17 protein-coding genes are annotated in these 17356 nt (G+C 64.9%); 7 read left to right on the top strand and 10 right to left on the bottom strand.

Annotation, left to right across the window (positions count from 1 at the left end):
* Positions 1–31: 31 nt before the first annotated feature.
* Entirely contained in the window at positions 32–907 is an 876-nt protein-coding gene (locus AKJ09_RS22580; RefSeq protein WP_146649280.1) for a tetratricopeptide repeat protein, read from the bottom strand.
* A 333-nt stretch (positions 908–1240) separates the two neighbouring features.
* On the opposite strand from AKJ09_RS22580, the gene AKJ09_RS22575 reads away from it, so the two are divergent.
* Positions 1241–2524 (top strand): chloride channel protein, encoded by a 1284-nt coding sequence (locus tag AKJ09_RS22575; RefSeq protein ID WP_146649279.1) that lies wholly within the window; start codon positions 1241–1243, stop codon positions 2522–2524.
* Positions 2525–2841: 317 nt separating this feature from the next.
* On the opposite strand, the gene AKJ09_RS22570 is transcribed toward AKJ09_RS22575, so the two are convergent.
* The 7 genes from AKJ09_RS22570 to AKJ09_RS22540 all read right to left on the bottom strand — a co-directional run bounded on the left by AKJ09_RS22570 (position 2842) and on the right by AKJ09_RS22540 (position 11452).
* Positions 2842–3021, bottom strand: a complete 180-nt coding sequence (locus AKJ09_RS22570; protein WP_146649278.1) for a hypothetical protein — start codon at positions 3019–3021, stop codon at positions 2842–2844.
* Positions 3022–3665: 644 nt separating this feature from the next.
* On the bottom strand, positions 3666–4520 hold the full coding sequence (locus tag AKJ09_RS22565) for a transposase (RefSeq protein ID WP_146649277.1): 855 nt from the start codon (positions 4518–4520) through the stop codon (positions 3666–3668).
* A 1096-nt stretch (positions 4521–5616) separates the two neighbouring features.
* Entirely contained in the window at positions 5617–7038 is a 1422-nt protein-coding gene (locus AKJ09_RS22560; protein ID WP_169927761.1) for a glycoside hydrolase family 5 protein, read from the bottom strand.
* A gap of 497 nt (positions 7039–7535) precedes the next feature.
* Positions 7536–8381 carry a sigma-70 family RNA polymerase sigma factor gene (locus AKJ09_RS22555; RefSeq protein WP_146649275.1) on the bottom strand — a complete coding sequence of 282 codons (846 nt, stop codon included), beginning with the start codon at positions 8379–8381 and terminating at the stop codon, positions 7536–7538.
* Complete coding sequence (locus AKJ09_RS22550; protein ID WP_205633775.1) at positions 8378–8803, bottom strand: DUF6691 family protein; 426 nt, start codon at positions 8801–8803, stop codon at positions 8378–8380. The genes AKJ09_RS22555 and AKJ09_RS22550 overlap by 4 nt, the downstream gene beginning before the upstream one ends.
* The gene (locus AKJ09_RS55620; protein ID WP_146649274.1) at positions 8800–9984 is read right to left on the bottom strand and encodes a TSUP family transporter; all 1185 of its coding nucleotides are present in this window, start codon (positions 9982–9984) and stop codon (positions 8800–8802) included. The genes AKJ09_RS22550 and AKJ09_RS55620 overlap by 4 nt, the downstream gene beginning before the upstream one ends.
* Before the next feature lie 484 nt (positions 9985–10468).
* On the bottom strand, positions 10469–11452 hold the full coding sequence (locus AKJ09_RS22540; RefSeq protein ID WP_146649273.1) for an NAD-dependent epimerase/dehydratase family protein: 984 nt from the start codon (positions 11450–11452) through the stop codon (positions 10469–10471).
* A gap of 110 nt (positions 11453–11562) precedes the next feature.
* Between AKJ09_RS22540 and AKJ09_RS22535 the strand changes: the two genes are divergently transcribed.
* Complete coding sequence (locus AKJ09_RS22535) at positions 11563–12417, top strand: hypothetical protein (RefSeq protein WP_146649272.1); 855 nt, start codon at positions 11563–11565, stop codon at positions 12415–12417.
* Positions 12418–12420: 3 nt separating this feature from the next.
* Here AKJ09_RS22535 and AKJ09_RS22530 read toward each other — a convergent pair whose 3' ends face one another.
* Positions 12421–12792 carry a winged helix-turn-helix transcriptional regulator gene (locus tag AKJ09_RS22530; protein WP_146649271.1) on the bottom strand — a complete coding sequence of 124 codons (372 nt, stop codon included), beginning with the start codon at positions 12790–12792 and terminating at the stop codon, positions 12421–12423.
* A gap of 126 nt (positions 12793–12918) precedes the next feature.
* Here AKJ09_RS22530 and AKJ09_RS22525 point away from each other — a divergent pair, with 126 nt between their 5' ends.
* The 3 genes from AKJ09_RS22525 (at position 12919) to AKJ09_RS22515 (ending at position 14894) form a co-directional block, all read left to right on the top strand.
* Complete coding sequence (locus AKJ09_RS22525; RefSeq protein ID WP_146649270.1) at positions 12919–13335, top strand: DoxX family protein; 417 nt, start codon at positions 12919–12921, stop codon at positions 13333–13335.
* Positions 13336–13458: 123 nt separating this feature from the next.
* Positions 13459–14373: an oxygenase MpaB family protein gene (locus tag AKJ09_RS22520; protein WP_146649269.1), complete on the top strand. Its 915-nt coding sequence runs from the start codon at positions 13459–13461 to the stop codon at positions 14371–14373.
* Positions 14374–14423: 50 nt separating this feature from the next.
* Entirely contained in the window at positions 14424–14894 is a 471-nt protein-coding gene (locus tag AKJ09_RS22515) for a GNAT family N-acetyltransferase (protein WP_146649268.1), read from the top strand.
* A 115-nt stretch (positions 14895–15009) separates the two neighbouring features.
* Here the strand turns inward: AKJ09_RS22515 and AKJ09_RS22510 are convergent, their stop codons facing one another.
* Positions 15010–15438, bottom strand: coding sequence for a VOC family protein (locus AKJ09_RS22510; protein WP_146649267.1), 429 nt, complete (start codon positions 15436–15438; stop codon positions 15010–15012).
* Between the two features lie 470 nt (positions 15439–15908).
* On the opposite strand from AKJ09_RS22510, the gene AKJ09_RS22505 reads away from it, so the two are divergent.
* Together AKJ09_RS22505 and AKJ09_RS22500 are read left to right on the top strand one after the other, a co-directional pair.
* Positions 15909–16469: a hypothetical protein gene (locus tag AKJ09_RS22505; protein WP_146649266.1), complete on the top strand. Its 561-nt coding sequence runs from the start codon at positions 15909–15911 to the stop codon at positions 16467–16469.
* Positions 16470–16589: 120 nt separating this feature from the next.
* On the top strand, positions 16590–17354 hold the full coding sequence (locus AKJ09_RS22500; RefSeq protein WP_146649265.1) for a recombinase family protein: 765 nt from the start codon (positions 16590–16592) through the stop codon (positions 17352–17354).
* The last annotated feature ends 2 nt before the right edge of the window (positions 17355–17356 follow it).

Genomic DNA, 17356 nt, shown 5'->3' with positions numbered 1-17356 from the left:
GCCGGGCGAGAACGACGCCGACAAGGACCGGTCAGTGCTTCGTTTTGACCCGCCGGTACTCGAGTGCACCGGCGTGATCGGGCTTGCGGCGCAGGACTTCGTCGATCAACCGTTCGGCCCATTTGGTGTCGTTTTCGCCGAGCTGCAGAACGAGATCGACGACGTCGTCGAACTGGCCAAGCTCGTCGAGCGAAATCCTGACCCACTGCTGGACGGCTTCTTCGTGATCCGGGTGGTACGACAGGAACACGTCGAGAACCGCCAAGGCGCTGTAGGGCTTGCCGGCTTCGTGCGCTTCCTTCGCGAGCATCAGCACGCGTTGGTCATCGCCAAGGTCCTCGATCAGGCGCTCGGCGGCGGTGTTACCGAGAGCCTCGTCGTCACTCGCGACGTAACCGAGGCGCCCCAAATTCATCCACGCCAACGCCGCGGCATGTGCACTGCCTCGTTGGCCGTCAGGAAACATCTCGGGAAGCGTCGAGCGCATGTTGTTGTGCAAGACCGCCTGCTGGAGAAGGTCCTTGGCGCGCTCGAAATCACCCTTCCTCGTCATGAGCTTCCCCAGCTCGATGCACGCGAGCACGTGGGTGGGCGTGTGGGCGAGCACTTCTTCGAACCGCGCGGCCGCCTTCGTGTCGTCCTTCAGGAACGTGTGCGCCAGTCCCAAGTGATAGCGCGTGTCGCACGCTTTGAAGGGATTCTGGATGAGAGGTAGCGACGCCTCGAACCAGCGCACCGCCTTCTCGGGATCCGAGAGCATGTAGAGGTACAGCCGCGCCGCTTCCCACGGAAGCCGTTCGTCCTTGGGGGAGAGCTCGAACGCACGAAGGTAGACCTCCACTGCGGCGGCGAACTGGCCATTCTCGGAGTGCTGGACACCTTGCTCGATGAGCTCGTCGGCAGTCATGTCGACCGCGAGGCTATCGTGCTTTCACCGACCGTCGGAAGCTCGTGTGCGCATCACTCGATTCGCCTCGATTGCGCATTGACGACGAGCCTCCGACCTGTAACCTTGGGGTTCAGGCGGTGGAGTCCGCCTACATCCGTTCGCTAGCCCTGGATGGCAGCGAGCCAATGACTCCTACGGCACGGCCATTTCGCATTCGCAATGGCGCCGTAGGACATCAACCTCCTGCGGTGCTCGCGCGCAGAGCGCTCGAAGAACGGAGGTTGCAATGGTGTTTTCCAGGGTCACATGCGCGCCGTCCGGGTCGAGCTTCACACGTAAGCGAGCTCGAACATGAAGTCGCGGGCGAACGCACTGGCGCGCATCGCGCAGTGGATGGGCCTTGGCGCGACCGTGGGCGTGGCATGTGGCGTCGCGTCCGCCATCTTCCTGCTGCTCCTCGAGCAAGCGACGAAGTTCCGCGAGAGCCACGAGTACGTCGTCTACACGCTGCCGATCGCGGGGCTCGTCCTCGGCGCGATCTACGAGCGATGGGGCAAGCCCATCAAGGGCGGCAACAATCTCGTGCTCGATACGATCCACGAGAACTCCCCGCAGATTCCCTTTCGAATGGCGCCGATGGTCCTCGTCGGAACCGTTCTCACGCACGTCTTCGGCGGCAGCGCCGGTCGTGAGGGAACCGCCGTGCAAATGGGCGCGAGCCTCGCCGACGAAATTGCGCATCGACTTCGCGTGAAGAGCGACATGCGTCGACGCCTTCTGGCGGCCGGAATCGCCGGCGGCTTCGGCTCGGTCTTCGGCACTCCGATCGCCGGAATGCTGTTCGGCATGGAGGTCGTATCCGTCGGACGCATCGAATACGACGCCCTCCTTCCATGCCTCGTCGCCGCGCTCGTGGGCGACGTCGTGACCCGCGCTCTCGGCGTCGTGCACACGTCGTATCCGCACATCGCCGAGACGCCTCTCACGCCGCTCGTCTTCGGCAAGCTATGCATCATGGGCGTCGCCATGGCGCTGGCAACGGCAGCCTTCGTCGAGCTCACACACGGCCTGAAGCGCACGCTCGAGACGAAGATCGCGCGCCTGCCCGTGCGAATGTTCTTCGGAGGCCTTGGCCTCGTCGCCATGTGGAAGCTCCTCGGAACGAGCGACTACCTGGGACTGGGCGTCCCGATGATCGTCCGCTCCTTCACGGACCCGCACCTCCCGTGGTTCGCGTTTGCCGCCAAACTCGTCTTCACCGCAGTCACGCTCAGTGCGGGATTCCTCGGCGGCGAAGTCACTCCGCTCTTCTTCGTCGGTGCAACGCTCGGCAGCATCCTCGCACGCGCCCTCGGCCTACCGCTCGAACTCGGCGCCGGCGTGGGCCTCGCCGCCGTCTTCGGCGCCGCCGCCAATACCCCCGTCGCGCTGTCGATCATGGCCGTCGAACTTCTGGGCATCGCGATTCTCCCCCACGTCGTCCTCGTCGTCGCCCTCGCTTACCTCCTCACCGGCCACCGCAGCATCTACCCCGCCCAGCGTCTCTACCGCCTGAAACACGGCGGACTCCTCCACCGCCCGATTGCACTCCGCGATTACCGGGAATCGCCAGCCGAAGATCACGCGCCTCGCTAAAAGCCGCCCGCGCTACGCGCGCATTGGCACGCGAATTTCGTTCGGCAAATTCCAGCCCATGCGTCGTCCGCGCCCTTCCAGTGTCCCGGTACGTAGAAGTTCGCCAATTCGCCACGAGCCCACCGCCGCGTTCGCTGGTGTTGGCGCAATGAGCCGCGCGATGACGAGCGACGAGCAATCACCGCTACATTCGATCACCAATGCATCGTCGTAGACCGTGATTGGCAGCTCCACGAGTCGCTCGCGACGTAGCACTCGAAATCCGTCCGTTCCGCTTGGCACGAAGCTCGTTCCACCGTCTCGCGTGTTCGCAGACATTACGTACTGGTCGCGGCGCCACGGTCCACGTCGTCGAGCGGTCCCACCGTGAGATCGTCGAGGAAAGACTTCACGACGTCACCGCGCCCGAGGCTCTTCATGCCCTCACGACCCCACCTTGCCACGTGGTGATCGACGGCGAGGAGGATGAGTTGCCCAGACGCTCCAGCGCGAGTCACGTATAGGACGATAGGCCAACGGCGCAGCTTCGTGAATGGTGAACCAATGCCGCACAGTTTACGCACGACGCGACGCGCAGCGTTCGGGACACTTCTTTCTCACGCGGACGGGCCGCCCTGGTCGGCGTGAATAACGAGATAGGTACCGTCGCCCCGGCGTCCGACGCTCGTGCGACTCCACCTCCCAACACGCCCAGGCGCGGTAGCTTCTTGTGCGAGGCAGGGCGACGAAGTGAAGGAGCGCTCGGGCGTCCGTAGTGAGCGAGGAACTTCTCGCGTCGGGGCATTCGATAGAACATCGATTCCGAGGCTACGTAGGTTCCTCATCGGCGGGCGCCGAAGCGATCCGAACGATGCGCTGGGAGGCACGCTGTCCCGGCATCTCTCGTCCCTGGCGCCCCTTCACGATCGCTCGGGTGTCCGTCGTCAAACCGACTCACTTTGCCAGTGCGTTCGTTCGAGTCGCGTCGGTGGCCAGCGCCTCCGTCGATTCGCCCCTGTCAGATCGCTCCAGGAGCCCCGTCCTCAACTGCACGTTACGCTGACCCCAGAACAGGGAATCTGAATCACCCCCGACCGCTGCGTGACGATTCATCCGACAGCTTCGTCCACACTCGCTGGACGCGGGTGAAGAGTGAGCATGGTCACCCACTCGATGCGGGGTGCTCCGACGGCAATACGAGGCCGTGGCGTTTCCATCCCGTGCGCGCAAACCACGTTCGGGGACGGGCGACAGGGCGCTCGAACTGATCGCGCCGAATGAGCATCTCCCAGAGCTCCATCAGCATTGGACCAGCACGAGGGTCCCAACCTTCGAACCACGCTGCCGAGGAATACCTATCGAGCTCGATCGATGCGAGGAATCGATTCTTTTCACCGGCAGTGTGCTTGCGAACGTTCATGAGAACGTAAACGAGCGCGTTCCTGACTTGTCGAAGATTCGTGAGATCTCGACGCGTGTAGCGGTCGCGCCATAGCGAGCCATGACGTCGGAGAATTTTGTTCACCGCCCACGCAAGACGCGAAGCGAGATGCTGGACGCCGCGCCAAAGCAGCTTGCGGTCCATGGCCTCCACGATGAGGTGAACATGGTTTTCCTGCACGCTGAAGTGGATCACCTGGAAGCCGTCGCGGGTTGCTTTCTCGATTCGTTTTCGAATGGCCTCGAAGATACGCTGTTGGCGAAACCCTGGAATTCCAGACTTCGCGCGCAAGACGATGTGGACAGGATGATTCTTGTCGAGCTCCGGCCGCGTGCCGTGCTGCTCGAATCCCGTTCGATGCTCGGCCGCTTTGCGCCCGGCCTTCGAACGGCGCGGGCGGCTCGAGACGACGCGACCGCGAACCGCCGAAGCCTGCGTGTCGTTGGCTCGTCGTCGTCGTCGTCGTTTCGCGGCATTGCGCGTCGCCTTCGCCTTCGCCTCGGCCCGCGACGCGAACGCAAAGGATTGCTGCTCTTCCCCCGCCCCCATGTATTCGGCGTAGCTCGTATTGGGCATTTGTCGAGCTCGGACTACGACGCGATGCAACGATTCTGCTGGGTCGCAGCCGGACGGACCGATCGCGACCTAGCGCCGTCCAGGGCGACGATCACCGCGAGCTTCTCTCTTCGAAGTGTCGACGACTGGCCGGGAGGCGCCCCGCCACCGGCGAGCGCATCGCGCCAGAACCTCCAAATTTCCGCTCTGCCGAATGCCTCCCCGAGCAAGCCCCCGTGACATGCGAGGTCGCGAGTGGCGACGTCCCCCAATTGGAGCGGTACGCCGCACTCGCTTCGCGATGGGCTGGCCACCATTGCCTCCGCGCGACTCGCCGCCCCTCCACGAGCACTAGGGCGCGGCCCCTGGGAAGCTGGATGGCTCCGCGGCCAACCGGCGAGCACACTGGCGTGACCTGCATCGCGCGAGAAGCGCTTGAATTCCGCTATGCCGAATGGATCTCGGTGAGCAATGATGTCGCGCGCTTCGTGGGAGCTAGCGACGTGCCTGCCTCGCCTGCCTCGTGACGCCGCGTGACGCCTCGTGACGACAGAGAAGCCGAGGGCCGTTGTTCCGATTCGGCAGAGCGAGTTCCACGTGATTGCTCGACAGCGGGCGCGACCCAAGCCGCGTCGACGGGCGCTTGCCAAAGCCCGGGGCGCGCGCAGCTAGAGAGCCGCGGTCCTTGCGACGCGTCGCGAGGCGCGACGGAGCACGAGTCACCGTCACGCGACCTACCGCGGCGCGAGTGGCTTCGAAATTCCGCTCTGCCGAATCGGAAGTGGCCGCAGTGGGCTTCTCCGTCCTCTTCGGAACGAGGGATGCTGCAAGACGTCACACCGCCGATCTCGTCCTGTGCGCCAATGAGCGCCCTCACCGAGGTGCATTCGGCAGAGCGGAAATTTAGGGGGCCCTGCGAAGCGCCGGCGGCTTCAGAACGCGGGATGTTGCCGGTCACGGCCTCGCACGCCACGACGATCGGCCACCGGCATAGATTCGGCAGAGCGAGATTTTAGGCGTTCGCTCGGGGCGGGACGGGACATCCGCCCGCGTTGCCGGCCCCCCCGAAGGCCGGGCCATCGTCAGAGTCGAAGGTCCCTGGCTCGCGACTCAACCGCTATTCGGCGAATGAGCCCTCGATCATGTCCATGTTGACCGTGTCCGTCGTGTAGTCGTTCGTTGGCGTGATCGAGAAGTGGCCGCCGCCGTTCGCGGCGATGTCGTTCCACCAGCCCGGCTTTCCGCATGCCCACCAGGCGAAGCCGAGCAAGGTGTCGGAGCTCGACTTGGCGTACGAGACGAAGTCGGTCCAGTTGGAGCTCGCGTTCGAGGCACTCGCGTACATGCCGACCTCGCCGAGCCAGACTTTGAGGCCGTGGGTTTTCGCCCAATCGACGACCCCTGTGAGACGCGAGCGCGTGACGTTGCTCGACGTCACCTGCGTCGAGCTGCCCGAGGCATCGCTGTCCGCGTAGCTGTGCACTTCGACGATGCTCTTGCCGAGGGGATCGAGAAGTGGCAGCCCAGGTCCGCGTGCGTTGAGCCAGCCGTAGGCGTTCGAGCGCTTCGGCGAGGCCGTATCGTACGAGCTGTCGTTCCACGAGCCAGCGGCGGTCCAGCCGTTGCCGGGAACATAGATGTCGCCGTTGAATCCCGCGGTTCGAATTGCCGTGACGGCGTCCTGCGCGATTCCGAACCACGACATCGTGCTCATCCCGTTCGGCTCGTTGACGAGACCAATCGCGACGCGCGGATTATTGGCAAAGAGCGCCGCCATCTTCGACCAGAAGTCGGCGAAGTGTGCGCTCGTGACCGTTCCGCCACCAACGAGGTTGCCACGCCATCGCGCACCACCGGCGCCCGAGCCTCCCGCCTGCCACGGCTCTACGACAACCGTGATGGCTTTGCTCGTCGCATAGTCGACGATGCGCTTGTAGTCGTCGAAATAGGCTTTGTAGTTTCCCGTCGAGGCCGCCGGAACGGGGCCACCGAGCGTCGACTGCATGCGCTCCCACGAAAAGAGGAAGCGAATGACGTTGACGTTCTTCGTGGCCAGATAGTCGATGGCCTTGGTCGAATGAACCGCGTAATCGCTGTCCGGTACAGGGCCGCTCTGCGTGTTGAACCCATAGCCGCCTTCCATGCCGACCAGGTTGGTGCCACGGATCCGAGCGGGCGACACCGGAGGAGGAGTAGGCGTGCTGGGAGGAGTAGGCGTACTGGGAGGAGTAGGCGTGTCCGAAGAATCGCCTGGAGCGGCAGTGCTATCGACGGGCGTGTCCGCAGGATCGGCCGACGCGTCCGAAGAATCGGCCGGAGCGGAGGGCGCTGCGCTGCTGGATGAGTCCGTCGATTCCGCCGGCACCGGCGCGGGGTCCGACGGCGCGCGAGGCGAATCGCTCGCAGGCTCGGGGATCGTGGCGCTTTCGGTGGTGACCTCGTTGCTCGGGGAATCGTTCGAGCACGCGGCGAGCCATGAGGTGATCGTAAGGGCGAGACACGTCACCTTGGCGAGACGATCGGGGCGGACAAACTGCATCCTTGTTCCTGACCTGACCGCACGGGTGGACGGACGATGAACGCACTGCCTGCGCGCGACCCGACTTGGCCACTGGCGAGCGCGCCGAGTCATCGTACTCGGCGGCGTTACGTCACGAGACGGTCAACGTGCGAGCAACAGTACGGGTGCCCCCTGCGTCGCTCAAAGCGCGAGCACGAAGAATTGGGGCATTCACACGTCCACGCGCGCACATGACCGGTTCGAATGCGGCGACGCACGGTCTTCCCGCACGCGATGGAATCACCTGGAAGCCCGCAGCGAGCAGCTATTCGATGCATCTGCGGCCCGCTTCGAATCGCCAATACCAGGCGACTTCGCGCAGACGTTCGCCAACAAGACGTCGAGCCGACGTGGCCTCGGGATCACCGGCGGATTGGAAGTTTCACGGGCGCGGAGTCGTCGGGTATCGACTGCGCCAGTATGCTCGAGCTCCGCTCGAGAGAGACGACGTCACCTCGACTGTACGGCGGGCAATGTCAGCGAGGCGTGGCCTGTCCTGCGAGGACTTCGTCGAGGGCTCGCCGAACGGACTCCTGCACGTGGCGCGGAACGTTGGTCGTGGCCGACGAGCGACAAAGCGAGAGCGTGCGTTTGAGGGAGTCGCAGGCCGTTCGACATCGTTCGCAAGCCTCGACGTGCCGTTCCATCCGCGCACAAACGTCGGCGCTGATCTCGCCCTCCAGATGATGCGAAAAGAGCTCGAGCACGTCCGGGCACGCCGGTGTGGGGCTCGTTGCTTGCGGAGAGATTCCAAGGCTCGGAGCCACACGCGCGCGCAGCGCGAGCCGAGCACGATGCAGGCGGCTCTTCACGGCCGGAATGCCGATCCCCAAGATCTCCGCCACCTCCGCGGCGCGAAGCCCTTCGACGTCGCGCAGGACGAGCACTTCTCGATACGACGGCTCGAGCTCTGCGATGGCCTCCTCGAGCGCCTGTTCCACCTGCTTGCTCGCCAGGACCTCGTCGGGCAGCTTGCCCTCGTCGACCACGCTCGCCGCCGGTGAGGAATCGGACTCGAGCGATCGCGGCGACGACGAGGGGGCATGCTTGCTCTTGCGACGCTTCTTGAGGCAGAAGCTCCGCGCCACGGAATAGAGCCACGTCGAAAGCGACGAGGCTCCCTGGAAGTCCCGAAGGCCACGCGCCATGGCCACGAGTGTGTCTTGGAGGACGTCTTTCGCGTCCTCCGGGTCTCGACACATCTTCATGCCGAAGCGATAGATCTGGGATTGATGACGCGCGAGAAGCTCCTCCAGAGCCTGCTTGTCGCCCGCCCTCGCGCTCTCGAGCAGCTCCGCGCTGGAATGCCTGGACTCGCTCATTCGGCCTTTCGTGAATCGAGAACTCTCACGATCACGAAACCCGTAGCCATTGCCGCGCAGAATGCAATCGCCTGACCCGCTCCCGAAGCCGCAGAGACGATAGCGGGGCCCGGGCAATATCCAGCCATTCCCCACCCCGCGCCGAAGATCAACGAGCCGGCGACGAGCCGCACGTCGATGGCGCCTTGCGGCAACGTCGGGAAGCCTTCGGCAAGCGCCGGCTTCGTCATGCGACGCCGACCGAGCCAGAACGCCGTGGCGTAAACACCGATCGCGCCGATCATGACGAACGCAAGCGATGGATCCCAATGCCCCGCTACGTCGAGGAAGCCAATCACGCGATGCGGCGACGTCATCCCCGCGAGCGCGAGCCCCACCGCGAACAGCGCCCCCGAAAGGAACGGCACGAGAAGAGCGATCACGAGCCACCTCCGACGACGTGTCGCGCCACATAGACGACAATGGCACCAGCGGCCATGAACGACGCCGTGGCGACGAGCGAGCGCTTCGAGAGTCGCGCGTTCCCGCAGACTCCATGACCACTCGTGCAACCGTTCGCCAGCGTGGTCCCCACGCCGACGAGCAATCCGGCCACCAAGGTCATCCCGAGCGTCCGCGGCGACGCGCCGAACATCTCCGGCAAGAGACGGTACGCGAGGGCGCCGCCGGCGAGCAGTCCGAGCAAGAACGCGATGCGCCAGACGCGCGTTCCCGGTTTGGCCCGCACGAGGCCGCCTGCAATACCGCTGATCCCTGCCACTCGCCCTTGCGCGAGCCACAAGAGCGCTGCCGCTGCCCCGATCGTCACGCCACCGGTCAGCGGACGGATCACGGGACGCATGAAGAAGTGCCACATGCTCGCCGGAACTTGCTTGGCGACCATGAAAAGGCCGAGGACCAAGACGAGCCAGGCGAACGCGCGTCGAAGTGCATCGTGAGGCACCTTTGCCGAGGCCTTCGCGCCCGCGACGCTGCCCGTCACCGCCGACGCCGTCGTTGCCAACGCGAGCCCCCAGTCCAATTCCACGCTCGCCAGATGCGTGAGAAATCCCGCTCCGGACTGCATCGCGATGACGAGCAAGGACGTACCAATCGCTTCTCCCATGCCGAGCCCGCCGAAGAGAACGAGCGCGGGCACGACGAGGAAGCCCCCGCCCGCACCGACCAATCCGGAGACTGCCCCGACGGCGAGCCCCTGAAGAACGGCTCGAGGCGCGTTCAGCGCCTTGGCAGGGACCTCGGGCGCAGTCGACTTGCGGCGGAGCATGGCGACGGCGGTTGCCAGGGAGAGAGCGCCGAACGACGCGAGAAGCACGCCCGCAGGAACGTGCGCTCCGAGACGACTGCCTCCATAGGCGCCCACCATCCCTGCCATGCCGAAGAGCAGCCCTGGTCGAAGGCGCACGCGTCCCATGCGCGCATGCGGAACGAGCGCCGCCAGGCTGGTTGCCCCGACCACGAGCAGCGAGAGGGTGATCGCCTGTGCCGGCGGAAGCTCAGCCGCGTAGACGAGGATCGGCAACATGAGGATCGAGCCCCCACCGCCGAGCAGCCCGAGCACGAGCCCGACGACGAGGGAGAGCCCAACGGCAAGCGCGATCATCGCCTACCTCGGAGAGAACGACCGATTCGCATGAGGCCCGGTAAGAGCCGGGAAAACGGAAAAGGATTCGCAGCTCCAGAAGAAAAGAGGACGCCGCGAATCCTCTCCCGTCCGCGTGCCCCTCACCGGCGACCGCTTCTGGGAAAACCTCAACCGGAGAGACGTCGAACCGTGCGTGCGGAAGAGTGCCGGAGCCGACACGGCTCGGGAAGAGGAACGAGCTCTAGCTAGCCAGGCCCAATGCCGTTCGGATAAACGGACATCCGTCAAAACACCGATGGATTCGCCCCGAAATTCTTCACAGGAAGGGCGGAAGGGCGGAAGTTTTTGAGGCGGAGAGCGGGCAAATCGTGAGACGCCGCGTCGGGCATCGGGGCATTCAATTCCCAGCAATCGCAGTTCGGCGCTTTGCGCGGGGCGATAACAAAACCTTCCGATCTTCCGACCTTCCTGTGAAATTCTGCCTATCCGAACGGCGTTCGAGTTAGGCCACGGGATAGGGGCCGTCGTCGAAGGTCGTCGCGTGGTAGCCCTTGCTGCCCACGTCACGCGCGAGCGCGCTTCGGAAGTCTTTTTCCGCTCGGAGGGAATCGAGCACGTGCTGGAAGTCGGCCTTGGGGCGCCAACCGAGCTCGTTGCGGGCGAGCGCATTCACATAGACGCGATCGAGCTCGGGAAGGAGCTTCCAACCGCGCGACGCATAGAGTGACGCGCTCTCGGGAAACAGGCGATGAACGACCGACACGGCATCGCGTCGAAGCTCGGCGACATCGTCGCGCGTGAAGGGCGTCGTGGCAGAGATGATGTAGCGACGAAAGCCGATGGCCTTCGCCTTCTCGATGGCGAGCAGGTGCGCACTGACGACGTCTTCGATATCCACACGTCGATAGAGCAGCTCGTTTGCCTGCGCGTTGGCGAGCTCGTAGCGGTCGCGAACGGCTGCATCGTCGTCGGCCTCGGGGAAGAATCGCGAAGTCCGAAGAACGAGAATGGGCAGTCTCTCTTTGCGATGAAACAGCTCGCAGAGGCTCTCGGCCGACACCTTGGTCACGCCGTAGATGTTCTTCGGAATGGGAGTGACGTCCTCCGTCACCCACGCTGCAGGCTCACCCGCGGCCGGAGTGAGCGCCGAGCCGAACGCGCTCGTCGTGCTCGTGAAGACGAACGAGTCGACGCCCGCCGAAGTCGCCTCTTCGAGAAGGTTGAGCGTTCCGGTGACGTTGGTGTCGACGAACGCCTGCCGAGAGTGCGTTGCGACGTGAGGCTTGTGCAGGGTGGCCGTATGGAGAACCGTGCGAACCCCACGCAGCTGCTCTCGAACGAAGTCCCGATCGGTGATCGAGCCGACGTGGTCGGTGAATGCCGACGCTTTGATGTCGATACCGACGCAGCTCCGCGCAGACGCACGGAGGCTCCGCATGATGGCCTCTCCGAGATGCCCAGCGCTGCCCGTCACGAGAATCGTCATGGCGTTGCCCTACGTAGTCCGACCTCGCATCCGTCGCCATCGCGGCATGCGGCGTGGCGCCAGGAAAAAGCGGAGCCGCACGGCTGGGCTTTTCGGCGTAGAATGTGGAGATGCGCACCGTTCTTGCCGTCGTGACCTCCGGAGCGATCGTGGTCGCGTGTTCGAGCTTCGGCACGAGTGAATCGAACGTTCCGGAGAGTAGCGGCTCCGACGCTTCGGCGGACTCATCGGACGTCGCAAGCCCCGCCGATGGCGGCGGGGACGCGGCGGACGGAACGACGAGCGGGCCGTTTTGCTCGGGTCCTCCTGTCGCGACCGCGTTCTGCGCCAGCTTCGACGAGGGCAATCCAGCTTCGTTCGACTGGAATGGGCCCCCCGACATCAACGGGAAGGCGGGCCTCGAAGTCATTGCGAACGCCCCGGGGACGCCATCTGCACCGGGCGCACTTCGCGCCACCGTGGAACCGAGCGCGACCAACGATTGTCTCGGTCGAGCCGAGCTCTCGAAGACGATCTCCGCATCGAGGCCCATCAACAAGGTGCACGCCGAATTCATGACCAAGGTCGACCTGGTCAGTTCCCGCTTCTCGTACGTTCATCTGACCGCGAACTCGGCGTCGGATACGGGCGGTTCCTGGCAAGTTGGTTTGTCCCACGCCGATTCGGTGTCCGACTACTCGGAGATCTGGAATCCGCCGGTGGGCCAGCAGGTCGGGCTTGGCCAAGGCCCTCCTTTTTCCCGCTATCTCCTGACCGGGAGGTGGACGAAGGTGGCGATCGATATGACCATTTCCCCGCCCCATTTCGACGTCTCGTTCGATGACGTCCCCGTTGCTTCGCGCGACTCGGCGGTCGTCAAAGAGCTGACGGCTCAGGGCGCAACGCTGGCCATCGGGCCTCTCATCGGCGTGTGCCCGTCGAATACCGAAGTATGGTTCGACAACGTGCGCCTCTCCGTCGAGTGACGCCTACTCCGCCGACGCCTTTTGCGTGCGCGCGAACGACTCTCGCGCGCGTTGAATCTGAGCGCGGTGACGCTGTGCCCATACGGCGAGCGCGGTCACTGGCTCGAGCAGCGTTCGCCCCATGGCGGTAAGCTCGTATTCGACGCGGGCAGGAACGGTCGGATAGACCGTGCGTTTCACGAGCCCGTCGCGCTCGAGACCACGGAGGGTGAGCGTCAGCATCCGCTGCGAGATCCCCTCGATGGCGCGCTTCATGTCACTGAAGCGCAACGTGCCTTGGCCGAGATTGACGATCACCAGCACGCTCCACTTGTCGCCGACGAGGCTCAGGATCTCGCGCGTTGCCACGCAATCGCTGTCGAAGCGCGTGGTCATCTTTCCGTCACCTAGTAACTTCAATGTGCCTCCTTGTGGCGCGACGCGCAGTACGCAAGATAGCCCTGGTCACGTTTCGCAACTACTGGGACTACTCGCGCGACACTCGAACGAACCAAGGAGCGCATGACTCTCACGACAGCTCACACGGCCAGCGGCGAAAAGCCGTCGAAGGCTCTGAACGTCGGCCTGTGGATCGTGCAGGCGCTTTTGGCGCTCACGTTCGTCGGAACGGCGTTTTGGAAGTTCCTCACCCCGATTCCAAAACTCGCATCGATGATCCCGTGGGCCGGCCAGGTCGCCCCAGCGTTCCTCTACTTCACGGCGGTGATCGATCTATGCGGCGGGCTCGGCGTGCTGTTGCCGTCGCTCACACGCATCAAGCCGGGTCTCACCACGCTCGCGGCGATCGGCTGCGCGGCCTTGCAGCTCTGCGCGGTTGCCTTTCACGTCTCTCGCGGCGAGGCAGCCAACACGCCCTTCAACGTGTTCCTCGTCGCCCTCTCCGCCTTCGTCGCCTGGGGCCGTCGCCCGAACCGCTAGGCAACGCACCAGCTCGGCATCGACCCGAAGATCAACGATCGCAGCGGAATCCCGGTTCGCGTGACGTTTTGAGACCCCGCACGACGCACTGGCCAGTCCAGCAGATGGCGATACGATCCAGTCATGGCCGCTCGCGACGACTGCTCGGCTGCCAACAACCGCGCCTCGCGAGACGGTTTCTTCGCGCCCGACAGCGTTTCATGGAAGGTCGTCGGGCATCCGGTCGCGCTCGTCGGCGGAATGCGCGCGCTCATCGTCCAGGCCCTCCACCCGCTCGCCATGGCGGGTGTTGCCCAGTATTCCGACTTCCGACGCAATCCGATGAAACGCCTGCGCGGGACGTCCGCTTACGTCGCGGCTCTCGTCTTCGGTGATCGCAACGCGGCGCTCGCCGCCGTGGCGCGCGTGAAGGCTCTGCACGAACGCGTGCGTGGCGTCGATCCGGTGACGCGCAAGCCGTTCTCGGCCAACGATCCGGAGACGATGCTCTGGGTCCACTGCGTCGAAATCCACTCGTTCCTCGCCGCCTACCGCGCGTATGCCGGCCACCTCACGCTCGAACAACGGGATCGCTACCTCGCCGAGCAGGCGGTCGCCGCCGAGCTCATCGGAATTCCTTCCGACATGATTCCTCGTTCGACGGCGGAGTATCGACGCTACTTCGCGAGAGTAAGGCCGCAGCTCTGCCTCTCGGCGGAAGCGGCCGAGACCATCGACTTCGTGGTTCGCCCAAAGCTCTCGAGCGACGTTCCGGCCGATCTCCGCGTGGTAGGCCGCGTGTTCGGCTCGATGGCCGCCGCGCTCGTACCGCGCGAACTCCGTCGACTCGCGGGCCTCCCGAATCGCAGCCCACGCGAGTTGCCCTCGTGGATGATCAGCAACCTCGTTTGGCGCTCTGCTCCCCTCGCCGCTCGCATTCCTCTTCTTCGCGAAGCCCACGAACGCATGGCGTCGCGCATCGTCGGCGAAACTCCCGTGAGGCTCGCCTCCAACGCCCAGCGCATCGTCCAGCGCATGACCCCGAGCTCGACGCGCTGACGATCGAAAGCGGAGACGCAGCATCGGGACCGGCCTAAGGTGGCATGGGAATGCTGATCGAAGCGACGTCGTCCGATTTCGAATCTCTGCTGCGCGGCGTTGGACCCCGAGGGCTCGCTCTCGTTTCGGACAGTCTGCTGGCACCGCCCGAGGTGCTTCGGATGCTGAGCAACCTGGCCGACGAGATTCGCCCGACGTTCGCTCCTGCTGCGTGGATGATCGTCGAGCACGACGAGATCGTGGGTCTCTGTTCGCTCGTTCGGAAGCCAGAAGGTAGCGAGATCTGCATCGGCTACGGCATCGCTCCGAGTCGCGAGGGCAAAGGAATCACGTCACGCGCCGTCGAAGAGCTCGTGATCTGGGCGAAGGGCGACGGGCGCGTCTCCGTCGTCATTGCCGAGACATCGGTGAACAACGTTCCCTCGCAGCGCGTTCTCGAGCGCAACGGCTTCGTCCGAACGGGCGAGAGGACGACGGAGGAAGACGGTGACGTGATCATCTGGCGACGTCCCGTGGCGTGAGGCCGTCCGGCGCCGTCAACGCGGCGCTCGGCTCGAGTGGGGTGTAAGTCGGCCAGACGAAATTCCAATTTCGCTGGCCGTCGAACTCACGATATGCCGAATCGAATCGCCGAAATCAGAACGTGATTTCGATGGCTTCCGAAGACTTGTTCGCGGCGCCGTGGAACACCACTTCGATGTTGTTGCCGTCGGGGTCGAGAAGGAACCCGGCGTAGTAGCCCGGGTGATAGGGACGTTCGCCTGGCGCGCCGTTGTCCTTGCCCCCCGCTGCGATCGCCGCGGCGTACGCGCGATCGACCATGGCGCGGTCCTTCGTCTGGAAGGCGAGGTGCGTGCGCCCCGTCGGTGAGCCGGCGGCCGCCTTCGACTCGATGCTCGAGACGAAGAGCTCGTCGGCCCAGAAGTAGTCCTCGGCCTCACCGCCGATGGGAATACCGATGACGTCGAAGATCGCCGAGTAGAACCGCTTGCTCGCGCCGAGATCGCGAACGACGAGCTGGATGTGATCGATGAGGCGACCTCGGTAAAGCTTCATGGTTTCCATGCCCGAAGGCATAGACGAAGCGGCACCCGGCGAGAACGCTTACGCGCGTCGCATCTTGCTGCGATTGCCCGCGATTGCCGCCTGCTGCGTTTTGCAATTCGGAGCTACGCGCGAACGCAAACGTGCTCGTGAACGTGAGCGCAAAACGAGTCGCCGAGACGTCGCGCGTGATCGGACGAGCCGAGCTCGACGATCCGGATTCGGGCGGTCGGCCCGTTCACGACGCGTTCGTGAGCCGCATGCGATGGGCCAGGTGTCCGTACGCGTCGCTCGAGGCGAAGCCCCGACCGAGCGCGGACCGAGAGCGGATCGAGACCTACCGGCGAGCATTTCGCTTTGATCCCAAGCGCTTTCACACGGCGACGTAGGCCCGCAAGCGCCGTGCCTAGCCGGGCCGTAGGCGGCGGAAGAGCGGCTCCGAGAACCCCTCCATGGCGGCGTTCTCGGCTAGCATGCCGTGCTCCACTGCCATGACTACGCGCAACGTGAAGGGGATGCTGTTCTCGGATTACGTGCGCATGATCCGCAGTCACAAGCACATCGACTGGGCGGCGCGACTCCCTCGCGAGGACATGTTCTACCTGCGGACGCCCATCGAACCGCTCGAGTGGTATCCGATGGAAACGTTCGAGCGACTCGGCAACGCCATCCTCGCCGAGGTGGGCGGCGGGGATCTCGAGTCCGTTCGGATGTGGGGGCGAATGTCGGTCGATCAACTGATCGCCACCACTCCCTATCTCGTGGCCGAAGGTGACCCCGTCGAGACGATGATGCGCTTCCGCGTTCAGCGAGCCACGTTCTTCGACTTCGAGGCCCTCGAGCTCCCGACCCTCACCGACGACCACGCCCACGTGATCATCCACTACTTCATGGGTGACATGGCCGAGGAGGCCGCCTCCTACCAAACGATGGGCTTCTTCGAGCGGCTCCTCGAGCAGGCGGGTGCAAGGGCCATTTCCGGCCGGTTCGTCGAGCGCTCGTGGAAGGGTGACCCCCGCACGGTGCTGTCCCTGAACTGGTCGATGAACTGAGGTTCGCGGGGCCTCCCAGCCTGGGTTTGGGCTCGACTTTCCGGCCGGGTGCAGCCGAGCGTGCCAAGCCCGCGAATTGTTGTTGACTGCACAGATCTCTACCGTGATAAACGGGGCTCGATGAGCGGTGCGGAAGGCGCACGACGAGCGGTCGCTTACATTCGCCTATCGGTAGGCAGAATGGCGGAGAACGGGCTCGCCCTCGTCGAAGAGTCGCCCGAGGCTCCCCGCGCGCAGCGCCTTGCCATCGAGACCTGGGCCAAGCGCGAAGCGGTCGAGATCACGTCGTGGCAGATCGACGTCGGCGTCAGCGGCGAGACCCCCATCGCCGAGCGCCCGGGCCTGCTCGCCGCCTATCAGGCCATTCGCGACAACAAGGCCGGCATCCTCGTCGCCGCCAACGCGGATCGCTTCGGCCACGACGAGCTCGTCTGTTGGCTGATCGAGCGCGCGGCCCTCACCCAAGGCGCCATCGTCCAGACGGCCGACGGCTCGCGCGGCCCCGCACGCACCCCCGAGCAGCCCCTGGTGCGCGCCGAGCCCGCCGGCGAGCTCCAAGCATTCTCGCGCGGAGCCCTCGACCTCGCTCGCGCCTACGAGCGAGTCACCGTGCGCGCCCGTATCCGCGCCTCGCTCGCCGAGAAGAAGGCACGCGGTCAGCGCATCGGCAATCTCCCCTACGGCTTCAAGCTCGCCGCAGACGGCGTCCACACCGAGCCGGACGAGAACGAGCAAGCCGTCATCTCCACGGTCCGCGCCCTCTCCACCGAAGGCCGCTCGCAGCGCGCCATCGTCGCCGACCTCGCTGCCCGCGGCGTCCGCGGCCGCACCGGCGCCCCGCTCGGTCAAACGCAGGTCGCGAAGATCCTCCGCTCGGGCACCTGAGC

The organism is Labilithrix luteola, from assembly GCF_001263205.1.
GTDB lineage: Bacteria > Myxococcota_A > Polyangia > Polyangiales > Polyangiaceae > Labilithrix > Labilithrix luteola.
The sequence above is the reverse complement of the archived record's forward strand: the minus strand, read 5'-3'. Positions and strand labels throughout refer to the sequence as shown.